Genomic DNA, 11,382 nt, shown 5'->3' with positions numbered 1-11,382 from the left:
TTACACAAATCTTCAGTAAGGCTATTCCTTTTTTTAAAGTCGTTTAAACCTGTTTTTTGTTACAATTTTATGGTGACATTCATGATTTTTAAAGTTATTTTGTCATGTTTAAAACAGACTATGAAAAAATCGCACAGAAAAAGTCTGCCATTATGGCAGACGGATGGAGAGAAATTTTCCTTATTGGTTCTTAAGATATTCCAAAATCAGCTGATTAACGATGGCTGGTTTTTCGTGGTTAATCCAATGGGAAGCTTCATCTACAAAGATGAGATGTCCATTCGGGCATTGCTTTTCCGTCTCTTTCGCAAGCTTTCTGCTCAAAAAGCGGTCTTCCATTCCCCAGATCATCCGGTAAGGTGCTGTTTCGTAAGGCGGTTTCTCTGCAAGGCTTCCTTTTCTGAGGGCTCTGTACCAGTTCAGCATAGCTGTCAGTGCACCCGGCTGTTTCCACGCTTCTTTGTACCTGCTGACATCCTCGGACGAAAAAATCTCCGGACGGGTCGATAATCCAATCGCTTTGTCTAATGTTTCATATTCATTTTCCCTTAGTGATGCCTCCGGTATGTCTGGCAGCTGAAAGAATGCGATATACGAGCTTTTCAGCCACTGCGGCGGATAAAGCGGCGTTACGGTTTTCATGACGTGCGGGTGCGGGATGTTGATCGCGATCAGTTTTTCAAGATATTCCGGGCGTGTGGAAGCCAAATGCCATGCGACAGCCCCTCCCCAGTCATGCCCGATGACAATTGCTTTTTCATCAGTGAATTGCGTAATAAGTCCGATGATATCATCTCTTAATGTATCAATCCGGTACGAATCAATTCCTTCCGGTTTGTCACTGAGATTGTAGCCCCGCTGATCAGGAGCAATGACCCGGTAACCCGCATCAGCAAGCGGTTTGATTTGATTTTTCCAGCCGTACCAAAACTCAGGAAATCCATGAAGCAGGACAAGTAACGGGCCGTCTTCCGGTCCTGCGCTTGCCACATGGAGCGTGATTCCGTTTGTATTGACAAACTGGCATTTAACTCCGTCCACTTCTATCTCCTCCTTGACTGTGCATCATGGTTTTCAGTCTTTTTTCCGTTAGCATAAATATGATGACACAAGCGGCAATCAGCAGGATTAGCTGAAGAATGATCAAGCTTGATCCCAGCAAAAATCCCATTCCCGCAATCACCAAGCCTGACAGGATCATTAATGATGCACTGTAACGGTTCGCTTCATTCCATAATCTTTGATCTGACATTGAGCGTCTTGTTCTGTATCCGTACACACTGTTGATGGATTTGGGAGGAAACTGTTTGATCAGTATGCCCGCAATGATCATAAGCCCTCCGCTGACTAAACCAGCCATATTATCATCTCCTTTCTCATTGTTACGTGCAGAAAGAAGAAATGTTTCACGCATAGACAAAAAGACAAGCCTCGGCCTGCCTTTTATCGCATTTGTAAATCCTTTGTGTGAATATAGCCTATAACACCGCCATAATCCACGAACGCCCAAGTGAAGTCAAATCCTCCGTTTTCACTGAATCCCCACCCGAGTATTGTCACCTCTGTTCCAGATGAGAGCTGCTTAGCTTTTCCGTTTTCGGGTGTCGGTGTATAGAAGGCTGTCTGTTTCGTTGTTTTCGCTTGGCTTGCGGTTTTCATTAAAAAGTGAGTTGAAATATATGCTTTCTTCCCTTTGAAATGAATTTGAGCCCAATCGGCATTTACGAACCCATCGACTGTTACCTTTTGTTCTGATGATACAGTGCCGAGAATATCACCTTCATGATTTGGCGCAGTCCGGACATTCAGTTTTCCTGCTTTTATGATGTAAGTATCGGATGATGGCATGCTGACAGATATGTCGTGAAGGGGCGCAGCTTTTGCTGCGGGAGCGGAGTGAAGTGCTGTCAAGCCCATTCCTATGGCAGCTGTTAAAGCGAGCATTACTTGTTTCTTTTTCATTTAAAGCTCCTCCTCGCATATGACAAGATATAAGTGGTATTCCCTGATTGACAGGCTGGCGAAACATGTTTTATGTAAAAAAAAATGAAAAAACCTGCCGGTCGCTAACGGCAGGTTTTTAATGCAAAAGGCCTCTGCTTTGATGTAAGTAATCATTCACGTCGTTACGGGAGCTTTGAAAAAGGTGGAGCTGGCCTCCGTAGTTTTCGATCCATTGTGTGACGATTTTTTCAGTCATTTTTTCACCCTGATAGGCGTGTCCGGCTTTTGCATAGGTTGCTTCGAAATCGCTCCATAGCAATTCCACCCATGTCTTCGCCTGTATATAGCTGATCATATCGTTCTTTTCCAGAAGCAGATTCGTCAGTTTCTCAATGTACATATTCATATGTGCAGTCTCCTTTCTTCAGGAAAAAAATAACGCTTTATTACGTGGTGTTCTCCATATACTAACCTTACGTCTTCATCTGGAAAGACGCAACTTTTTGATCTCGAACCTAGGGGGATATGACATGGTCCGGAATAAAGAAAAAGGATTTCCTTACGAAAACGAAAACAAATTTCAGGGTGAACCGAGAGCAAAGGACGACTATGCTTCAAAGCGTGCTGATGGATCGATCAATCAGCATCCTCAAGAAAGAATGAGAGCCTCTGGCAAACGGTAAAGAAGAACAGCTGCATACACTGCAGCTGTTTTTACCCTTTATTGACTTGATATTCGTAGACGCTCTTCTTTTCTGATAAGTATGCGAAGGTAGAAAGCACAAGTCCGCATGCGGTCATAAGCGCGCCGCCTGCAAACAGCCAGGAATAAGAGCCAGTTCCGCTTAAAATCATTCCGCCGATCCATGCACCAAGGGCATTGGCAAGGTTAAATGCTGATACGCTGACAGCTGCGGCAATGGTTGTGCCGCCCTCAGATGATGAAATGACCTTTGTTTGCAGCAGAGGCGGCGTGCCGAATGCGCATGCCCCGAATAGGAACGTGGCCACAATGGCTGCAGCCGGGTAAATGGCGATGTACGGAAATACAGCCAGAACACCAATTAAACCGATCATTACGCCGATCATCGTCCGAGTCAACAGAGGCAGTGGCACTTTTCCCGCAAAGAAATTCCCTGCAACGCCTCCCAAACCATACGCAAAGAGAGCGCCTGTAATGCCAACCGTGCTGAATCCGGCTGAATGTCTCAAGATCGGTTCGATAAAGGTGTAGGCGATAAAGACACCGGAATAGCCTAAAATGGTAATCGCGAAGGAAAACAGCACTTGTTTGTGCTTAAAAACCCCCCACTCATTCATAAGCATGGGGATCACTTTTGGTTTTCTGTTTGGCACGGCAGCCATAAGGCCTAAAAATCCGATGACTCCAAGTGCCGTAATGATGGAAAACACCGCTCTCCAATTCAGGACATCTCCGAGATAAGAACCGAATGGAACACCAAGCATTAGAGCTACTGTCAGTCCGCCGTTCATTGAAGCAGCGGCTGCAGCGCGCTTTTCAGGCGGAACCATTTCACTGGCGAAGACCATGGCAATCGCGAAGAATGCGCCGTGAATGGACGCAGATAAAATTCTTGAGACGGCCAGTACCGCAAAATTCGGTGCCAGTGCGCTCATCAGGTTTGAAAGGATAAAAATCGCCATCAGCCCAAGAAGCACAGGCTTTCTCGGGAGCTTGACAGAAATGATGGTGACGAGCGGTCCTGTCAAACAGACGCTTGCCGCGTAAGCCGTGACAAGAAGCCCTGCAGATGAAACCTGTATATGAAAGTCATTGGCAATCGACGTCAAAATACCCATCACCGCGTATTCTGTATAGCCGATTGAAAATGTACAAATCATAAGAACAAATATAATAAATTTTACAGATGGGCTTTTGATACTCAACGTCATCGCCTCCTTTGATATTAAAAAACAACGAGTTCCATACTAAAAGATTTTTAAAGTGAATTCAATGATTTTTTCTTTAAGACCTCGTGTAAATGTGCTGCAAAAAAAAAGAGGCTGATGATCAGCCTCCCTGTTACGCTTTATTCTTTTTCTTTCAAAACTGAGATTGGCAGCGCTTCCTCTTGCTGAGGAGAAGAGGTTCTGTATCCCCATGCGAAAACGCCATTTAAATAACTGATGGTAAACTCGTCCTCAGTGTCTTCAACACGGTACGTTTCTCCCGGTGAGTAATCTTCCGGGTTCAGCAAATATGCTTTTGCCATCGTAATTTTCCGTTCGAGCACTGCCAGTTCGTTTATAATTCCATGCTGTTCGGCTTTTCTTGCTTTTTCAGAAAGTAATGCGATTTCAGTATTGAGTTCGTGCGGTGTCATTTGACTGTATCGTTTCTCCATTTTTTCAGCTACTCCTCTTCGTGCAGAAATTGTTCGATTAAATCGAGTGAGAATCCTTTGCGGAATAAAAATTGTTTGACCTTCATGGCGCTTTCATAGGAGCCGTCATAGCGGTATTTTCTAAGCGCTTTTTCTGCTTGAATGCGCAGCGCTTCTTTCTCTGTGTCTTCATCATTTTCATATTCAATCTGCTCTAGCGCCGCATTGATGACATCAAATGAGAAGCCTTTGCGCTGAAGCTGCATCTGGGCGCGCTGTTTGAGTTCTTTTGTCGAAAGCTTTTTATCTTTTTTGAGAAGCTTTTCAACATGCTTGACCGCTTCTCTTGTCTGATCTTCAAAGGAAAAAGAACTTAGCGCCTCCTTAATTGTATCGTCATCAATTCCCTTCGCTCTCAGCTCTCTGAACAAAACATCAGGTCCTTTTCCGTTTGTTTTTTTGTGGGTGCTGACATAGGCTGCGGCAAATTCCTGGTCGTTTAAGTACTTGTAATCGTTGAGCTTATGGATGACCTCCGCAATGACGGGTGGCGAGGTTTCTTTTTTCTTCAAGTGGTCCTCGACCTCTTTCGTTGACCGCATTCGATAGGATAAAAATTCAAGCGCGCGGTTGAAGCCTTTCTTCACTTCATCGCCGTATTGAATCTCAATGATGTCAAGATCATCAAGTTCTTTTCCCTTCTTGAGCTCATATTTCACAAGCACATCCGCGTCCACGCTGAAGGCGTATTTATCATCCAGAAAAATATTGAAGCGTTCCGTATTCTTTTTTTGCGCTGATATTTTTGTAATAAACGGCATCTTAATCTCCCTTCTCAGGCCTGAAACGTGTTTCCTTTTATTAAAATGAGGTAAAGTATATTTATTAGAACGATGAGGAGAGATGTTGATGAATATCGCAATGACGGGCGGAACCGGTTTTCTCGGCCGGCATCTGACAGGCGTTCTTACCCGCCAGGGACACCATGTTTATATTTTATCAAGAAACGCACGGGAAACTGAACAAAAAAATATGACATATGTCCAATGGCTGACGGAAGGAGCCGCCCCGGAGCAGGAACTTCCTCATATTGATGTCTGGATAAACCTTGCGGGAAAATCGATTTTTGGCCGCTGGACAGAAAAAACGAAGCAGGACATTCTCTCCAGCCGTATCAATGCGACGCGTGAAGTGCAGCGGCTTATTCGTAAACAGAAGGAGAAGCCGAAGACATTGATCCAAGCCAGTGCTGTGGGTATTTACGGCACAAGCCTTGAGAAAACCTTTACAGAGGATTCTGCAACGTCAGATGAGGATTTTCTCAGCCATACTGCGCACCTGTGGGAAAAGGAAGGACAGAATATTGAGGCGATGGGCATCAGGACGGTTTATGCGAGATTTGGCGTGATGCTTGGAGAAAAAGGCGCTCTACCGCTTATGGTTCTCCCCTATAAGTTTCTGGCCGGCGGAACGATCGGAACAGGCAGACAGTGGCTGTCATGGATTCATGTCGAAGACGCAGCCCAGATGATCCGATATGCGGTGGAAAACGCCGGCATCTCTGGCCCAATGAATGTCACCGCGCCCAATCCTGTGGAAATGAAACAATTCGGCAAAACGATTGCACAGGTGAAGCACCGCCCGCACTGGCTCCCCGTCCCGGAATTCTTTTTATCAAAAGCGTTGGGTGAGATGAGCCTTTTGATTGTGAAAGGTCAGCGCGCTCTTCCTAAAAAAGCGATCACCTCTGGATTTCGTTTTACATATTCGGATCTTGCCTTCGCACTCTTACAGCTGATAACGGACCGAAAGACTGTATAAAAACAGCAGGAAGCGTCAACCTTAAGAATAACATGGTTGAAGGAGGTCCTTTTTATGGAAAAAAAGAGGGAGAAGCACCAGCAAGGCGCCAACCTGAAGAAAATGCAGGAAGTTCTTTATTCAGGCGAATTTAAAAAAGCGGAAAAAGCTGCTAAGCGGAAGTAGGAATACATAGCCCCTTAAAACCAAATACTATCTTTGTTTGATATCACTTTTTAGGGGGAATTTGATATGGGCAGAAATCATATCCACAAAAACCGTGATAAAAACAAACAAAAGCTTCCACAAGTTCCCGATGCATTAAAAAGGGAAACTGACGGCGTTTACGAAGAATATTCAAGCGAGCTTGCTGATGCAAATGACCGCGAAGCGCAAGAGCGTGCGAAAGCAGCCGACAACAGAGCGAAAAAGAAATCTCGTTAATAAAAAACCCTTGTCTCCGTTTGAGACAAGGGGTTTTTTACATTTCAGTGAACCGGTCGCGGATCGGTGTGCGTTTTTTCACTTCCGGCGACTCGTCAGGATAACCGGTTTGTATGATGGCGGCGAATCGTTCATTATCCTGTAAACCAAAGGCCTGATGGACTTCTTTGTCGTATAGGATTTTTCCGCTTTTCCAAACCATGCCGATTCCTTTTTCCCAAGCAAGAAGCTGAAGGTTTTGAATCAATGAACTTGTTGCCGCAAAATCATCGTCTCGCGCTCTTTCGTTTTCATCTTCCTGAAATACGACGAGCAGAAAACCCGGAACGCGCCCAAGTGTGTTTTTGAAATTTTGAAGCTTTTCCTCTGTCATATCCGGCTTGGATTTCTTAGAGAACGCTGCAAATGTATTGATGAGGTTCGCTTTACCTGTCTCACTGGAAACGTAAATAAATCTCCATGGCTCTGTTACTCTGTGATTTGGCGCATATTTTGCCGTTTCAAGCATGTCAAGAATGACTTCTGCAGGTACTGGCCCTTGTTTAAACTTTCGAATCGATCTTCTGCTGCGTATGATGTCTCGCAGTTCTGTGTGCTGATGTATTTGTTCGGTTTGAGGCATACCGTTTCACCTTCCTATCCAATTGAAAATGATTATCATTTCATAATGATAACGGAAAGTGCATCTTGTTGTAAACCATCATCCGTATTAGATGTTAAAAACACGCGTTTCTGAGTAAACGGCCGTTCCTGTCATCTTCACTTTCACATGGCCGTCCGCTTCGTTCATTTCGATTTCGACTTTTCCGTCCTTTCCGATTTCCTGCCCTTGTTCAATGATAAATTTATGCTGCTCGGCATTGCCATAATGTTTCATATAAGCCCCCATCACGCCTGACGCAGTGCCGGTCACTGGGTCTTCAATCGTTCCCGAATACGGGGATGAAAAGTGGCGTCCGTGCAGGTCGCTGTCAGGATGAACGGTTTCAAAGGTAAACGGATGGACTGAAGCTTTTGGCAGATCAACTAACACTTCCGGAAATTGTTTGTTATCTGGCACCATCTTTTTAGAAGCCTCTAATGATTTAAGCGGTACGATGGCTGTCCATATGCCAGTGCTGCCAAATACAATCGGAAGATCTTCATGAAAATCTTCTTCGGTGATTCCCAGTGCGTGCGCAAGTTTTTCCCGATCGCCTGTAAATGGTTTGAATTGCGGGGAGGCCTGTTCAAGCGTAATGTGAATGCGGCCATCTTTTTCAGAAATGTTCACAGGCAGGATTCCGGCTTTCGTTTGGATGCTGTACGTTTTACCGCTCTCCAGCATTCCTTTCTCACATAATGCGTAGAGAGAAGCAACTGTAGCATGACCGCACAAATTCATTTCGTGTCCAGGGGTAAAGTAACGGAGTTCAAGATCGGCCGACTCGCTTTTTCGGATAAAGGAGGTTTCTGAATACCCGGCACGCTCGGCTATGATCTGCATCTCGTTTTCAGTAAAATCGTCTCCCTGCAATACGACGCCTGCGGGGTTTCCTTTTCCGGGACTGCTTGTAAATGCTTCATATTTTAATACCTCTGCTTCTTTCATTCATCTGCCGCCCTTTCTTTATCAATGTCTCTGTCAGTATAGCAAAAATAATTACGAATCTTCAGTTATTAATAAAAAAAACCATTTTCTTCTTCAAGAAAATGGGCGTAACGATCAAGAGTTTCTTGTTTTATACAGCAAATAAATAAAATAAGGGGCGCCGATAGCCGCTGTAAAGACGCCGGCTGGCACTTCCACCGGAGCAAATAAGGTTCTGCCGACAATATCAGCTGTTAAGACGAGCAGAGCCCCAATAAGTGCCGACGCCGGAAGCAGCGCCCCATAAGATGAGCCGACAAGCCGTCTTGCAATATGGGGCGCCATCAGCCCGACAAAACCGATTGTGCCGGCAACTGAAACTGCACAACCCGTAAGAGCCGTACTCAAAAGGAGCAAGAAAAAACGATTTCGCTGCACAGCGCTTCCCGCACCCGCCGCAATATCTTCACCCAGCACCTGTATATTCATATTTTTCAGCGCGATCCAACAAATGAATAGGAGAATGACAGATAAGATAAGAGCTATTTTTACATGCTCCCAGTTTGACCCATAAACTGACCCAGTGATATATACATTGGCTTGTGATGCCCGGTAAATCGGACCTTTGATCATCAGCAGAGTCGTCATCGCCTGCGCCGACATAGAAAATCCGATTCCGATAAGCACCAGCCGAAATGTGGAGGCGCCATTTTTATATGCAAGTAAATAGACGATGAGACCGACAGCTGAGGCGCCGATAAATGCGGCCGCTGGAAGCCATGACAGGCTGATCGTCAGTGAACTGCTGCGGTCTGAGAAGAACATCATTAAAAGCACGACAGCTACCGCCGCTCCTCCCGTTATTCCGATAATATCCGGAGATGCGAGAGGGTTTCTGACGAGTCCCTGCAATATCGCGCCTGCCGCTGCCAAACAAACGCCGGCGCATAAAGCCGTCAAAATTCTTGGCATGCGGAACGACATGATCATCAGTTCATCCAGCTTAGAACCTGCGCCAAAGAATGTTTTTGCTACATCCCAGGGAGGAATAAACCTTTGTCCAAGACCGGCGCTTATGATGAGGACAGCAGCTGTTAATCCCAGTAAAACCAAAAAGACGATCCACGCTTTCTTTTCAGCCGCAGTAACGCCAAAACGAAGTTTCATAGCTTTGCCCCCCTTCTTGCGATGTACACAAACACAGGCATTCCGATGATGGCGGTCATGACCCCGACAGGAACTTCCTGAGGCATAATGATATATCGCGCACCGATGTCCGCAGAAACAAGCAAAATGGCACCCAAAACAGCGGAAAACGGCAGAACCCAGCGATAATCATTACCGACGACGAACCTAGAAAAATGCGGAATAATGATGCCGATAAAGGAAATCGGCCCGGCAATGGCGACAGCAGATCCTGCTAGCAAGACAACACAAAGCGCCATCACGAATTTCAGCAGGCCCGTTTTTTGGCCGAGTCCTTTTGCCACATCTTCTCCCATCACAAGGAGATTTATTTTTTGGCCAAGAAAAAAGCAGATTACCAGCGCTGCCGCTGCATATGGAAACATCGTCATCAGCAGATCCAGACTCCTGCCCTGCACAGAGCCAGTCAGCCAAAATAGCACCTGGGCAAGCTCAAGTTCGTTGACTGACAGCAAGCCTTGCGTCAGAGAAGAAAACATGGCTGCCATGGCAGCGCCCGCCAGCGTCAATTTGATTGGTGTCAGCCCTTCTCTCCCAAGCGAGCCTGCTGCGTAGACGATCGCAGCGGTAAATGCTGCCCCGAGAAACGAGCTCCATACTAGTGCCTGAGGTGATTGAATATGCAGAAAAAACGATCCGGCCACAATAAAAAAGCCGGCACCGGCGTTTATTCCGAAAATTCCCGGTGACGCAAGCGGATTTTTTGTGAGCGCCTGCATGAGTGCTCCCGCGGCTGCAAGCGAGGCGCCGACGACTGTGGCAACCAAAGCACGCGGAAGCCTGACGTCCTTGATGATGACATGCTCATTTGTACCGTTGAAGGAATGAAACGCTTGATAGACCTGTCCCCATGACGTACCTGTATAACCGTACACAACACTTGCGCAGACAGCTGCCAGTAAAATGAAAATCAGACATAATAACGTAATCCATTTTGAAGATGCCTTTTTGCAGATCATGATCTCATTCTCCCAGATTTACTATGTATTGTTTGTTTTTGAGAATAATCCTCAATTAGGGATTGACACTCTCACCACTGCTTATTATGATCTAAATGATAATGAATTTCAATATCGGGAGGAAAAAGATGAAAAAGCATATCAGCATGCTATTCGTATTTTTAATGACCCTTGTCGTACTTTCTGCCTGTAATAGTTCAGAAAGTTCAAGCAACAGCGAGGAGTCAAACAGCAAAACCAGAACGGTTAAACATGCAATGGGAACATCAGACAACATTCCCGCAAATCCAAAACGGATTGTTGTTTTAACAAACGAAGGCACAGAGGCGCTCTTAGCGCTTGGCATCAAGCCGGTTGGCGCCGTGAAGTCATGGAAGGGCGACCCGTGGTATGACTATCTGAAGGATGACATGAAAGGTGTTCAAAACGTCGGCCTTGAAACAGAACCGAATGTGGAAGCCATCGCAGAATTAAAGCCTGATTTGATTATTGGAAACAAAGTGCGCCAGGAAAAAATTTATGATCAGCTAAATGCGATTGCACCGACTGTTTTTGCTGAATCCTTGGCCGGGAATTGGAAGGATAACCTGACTTTATATGCCAACGCGGTGAACAAGGCGGATAAAGGCAAGAAAGCCATTGCCGATTTTGATAAACGCGCTGCCGATTTAAAAGAAAAGCTTGGCGACCAGATCAACAAAACAGTTTCTGTCGTACGCTTTTTATCCGGTGAATCAAGAATCTATTATACTGATTCATTCTCAGGAATTATTTTAGACCAACTTGGCTTCAAACGCCCTGAAAAACAAGTAGAATTGTTCAAAAAACAAAAGGACCAATTTACGTTCTCAACAGACAGTAAAGAGTCCATTCCTGATATGGATGCCGATGTGCTGTTTTATTTCACATATAAAGCCGATAATGCAAAGGAAAATGAAAAATGGGCCAATCAGTGGACAAGCAGTTCATTATGGAAAAACCTAAAGGCCGTGAAGTCAGGTAACGCACATGAAGTCGATGACGTCGTATGGACAACCGCAGGCGGAATTAAAGCCGCAAACTACCTGCTTGATGATATTGAAACCTATTTCTTAAAAACGAAATAAAAAAAGAC

Annotated in this window: 16 protein-coding genes; 5 read left to right on the top strand and 11 right to left on the bottom strand. The window is 45.3% G+C overall.

Annotated elements, in window-relative coordinates; translation table 11 throughout:
• Window positions 1-180: 180 nt before the first annotated feature.
• The 4 genes from ephM to C1T29_RS05450 all read right to left on the bottom strand — a co-directional run bounded on the left by ephM (window position 181) and on the right by C1T29_RS05450 (window position 2,350).
• Window positions 181-1,041 (bottom strand): epoxide hydrolase EphM, encoded by an 861-nt coding sequence (gene ephM / locus C1T29_RS05465; protein ID WP_103749990.1) that lies wholly within the window; start codon window positions 1,039-1,041, stop codon window positions 181-183.
• A complete protein-coding gene (locus C1T29_RS05460; RefSeq protein ID WP_040083673.1) occupies window positions 1,028-1,360 on the bottom strand; it encodes an SdpI family protein in 333 nt (110 codons plus the stop codon). Before C1T29_RS05460 ends, ephM begins: the two co-directional genes overlap by 14 nt.
• A gap of 83 nt (window positions 1,361-1,443) precedes the next feature.
• A complete protein-coding gene (locus C1T29_RS05455; RefSeq protein WP_095432292.1) occupies window positions 1,444-1,962 on the bottom strand; it encodes an SH3 domain-containing protein in 519 nt (172 codons plus the stop codon).
• A gap of 118 nt (window positions 1,963-2,080) precedes the next feature.
• Complete coding sequence (locus tag C1T29_RS05450; RefSeq protein WP_014663267.1) at window positions 2,081-2,350, bottom strand: YfhJ family protein; 270 nt, start codon at window positions 2,348-2,350, stop codon at window positions 2,081-2,083.
• Between the two features lie 124 nt (window positions 2,351-2,474).
• Here C1T29_RS05450 and C1T29_RS05445 point away from each other — a divergent pair, with 124 nt between their 5' ends.
• A complete protein-coding gene (locus C1T29_RS05445) occupies window positions 2,475-2,627 on the top strand; it encodes a small, acid-soluble spore protein K (protein WP_003223241.1) in 153 nt (50 codons plus the stop codon).
• Between the two features lie 31 nt (window positions 2,628-2,658).
• Here the strand turns inward: C1T29_RS05445 and C1T29_RS05440 are convergent, their stop codons facing one another.
• From C1T29_RS05440 to recX, 3 genes are all read right to left on the bottom strand, one after another.
• On the bottom strand, window positions 2,659-3,852 hold the full coding sequence (locus C1T29_RS05440) for an MFS transporter (RefSeq protein WP_103749991.1): 1,194 nt from the start codon (window positions 3,850-3,852) through the stop codon (window positions 2,659-2,661).
• Window positions 3,853-3,995: 143 nt separating this feature from the next.
• Window positions 3,996-4,310 (bottom strand): YfhH family protein, encoded by a 315-nt coding sequence (locus C1T29_RS05435; protein ID WP_014476208.1) that lies wholly within the window; start codon window positions 4,308-4,310, stop codon window positions 3,996-3,998.
• An 8-nt stretch (window positions 4,311-4,318) separates the two neighbouring features.
• A complete protein-coding gene (gene recX / locus C1T29_RS05430; protein ID WP_069149210.1) occupies window positions 4,319-5,110 on the bottom strand; it encodes a recombination regulator RecX in 792 nt (263 codons plus the stop codon).
• Between the two features lie 88 nt (window positions 5,111-5,198).
• Between recX and C1T29_RS05425 the strand changes: the two genes are divergently transcribed.
• From C1T29_RS05425 to C1T29_RS05415, 3 genes are all read left to right on the top strand, one after another.
• On the top strand, window positions 5,199-6,110 hold the full coding sequence (locus C1T29_RS05425; protein ID WP_071581296.1) for a TIGR01777 family oxidoreductase: 912 nt from the start codon (window positions 5,199-5,201) through the stop codon (window positions 6,108-6,110).
• A gap of 54 nt (window positions 6,111-6,164) precedes the next feature.
• Window positions 6,165-6,275, top strand: a complete 111-nt coding sequence (locus C1T29_RS05420) for a YfhE family protein (RefSeq protein WP_003223230.1) — start codon at window positions 6,165-6,167, stop codon at window positions 6,273-6,275.
• Window positions 6,276-6,341: 66 nt separating this feature from the next.
• Window positions 6,342-6,533: a YfhD family protein gene (locus C1T29_RS05415; RefSeq protein ID WP_014663262.1), complete on the top strand. Its 192-nt coding sequence runs from the start codon at window positions 6,342-6,344 to the stop codon at window positions 6,531-6,533.
• 37 nt (window positions 6,534-6,570) lie between these two features.
• Here the strand turns inward: C1T29_RS05415 and C1T29_RS05410 are convergent, their stop codons facing one another.
• From C1T29_RS05410 to C1T29_RS05395, 4 genes are all read right to left on the bottom strand, one after another.
• Complete coding sequence (locus C1T29_RS05410; protein WP_071581295.1) at window positions 6,571-7,155, bottom strand: nitroreductase family protein; 585 nt, start codon at window positions 7,153-7,155, stop codon at window positions 6,571-6,573.
• Window positions 7,156-7,242: 87 nt separating this feature from the next.
• Entirely contained in the window at window positions 7,243-8,124 is an 882-nt protein-coding gene (locus tag C1T29_RS05405) for a PhzF family phenazine biosynthesis isomerase (protein ID WP_071581294.1), read from the bottom strand.
• Window positions 8,125-8,238: 114 nt separating this feature from the next.
• Window positions 8,239-9,270 (bottom strand): FecCD family ABC transporter permease, encoded by a 1,032-nt coding sequence (locus C1T29_RS05400; protein ID WP_095432293.1) that lies wholly within the window; start codon window positions 9,268-9,270, stop codon window positions 8,239-8,241.
• Window positions 9,267-10,268: a FecCD family ABC transporter permease gene (locus tag C1T29_RS05395; RefSeq protein WP_040083683.1), complete on the bottom strand. Its 1,002-nt coding sequence runs from the start codon at window positions 10,266-10,268 to the stop codon at window positions 9,267-9,269. The genes C1T29_RS05400 and C1T29_RS05395 overlap by 4 nt, the downstream gene beginning before the upstream one ends.
• A gap of 128 nt (window positions 10,269-10,396) precedes the next feature.
• Here C1T29_RS05395 and C1T29_RS05390 point away from each other — a divergent pair, with 128 nt between their 5' ends.
• Window positions 10,397-11,374, top strand: coding sequence for an ABC transporter substrate-binding protein (locus C1T29_RS05390; RefSeq protein WP_095432295.1), 978 nt, complete (start codon window positions 10,397-10,399; stop codon window positions 11,372-11,374).
• The last annotated feature ends 8 nt before the right edge of the window (window positions 11,375-11,382 follow it).

This window comes from Bacillus sp. MBGLi79 (genome assembly GCF_002953915.1).
Note: the sequence above shows the minus strand (reverse complement) of the source record. Positions and strands in the feature narration are given on the sequence as shown.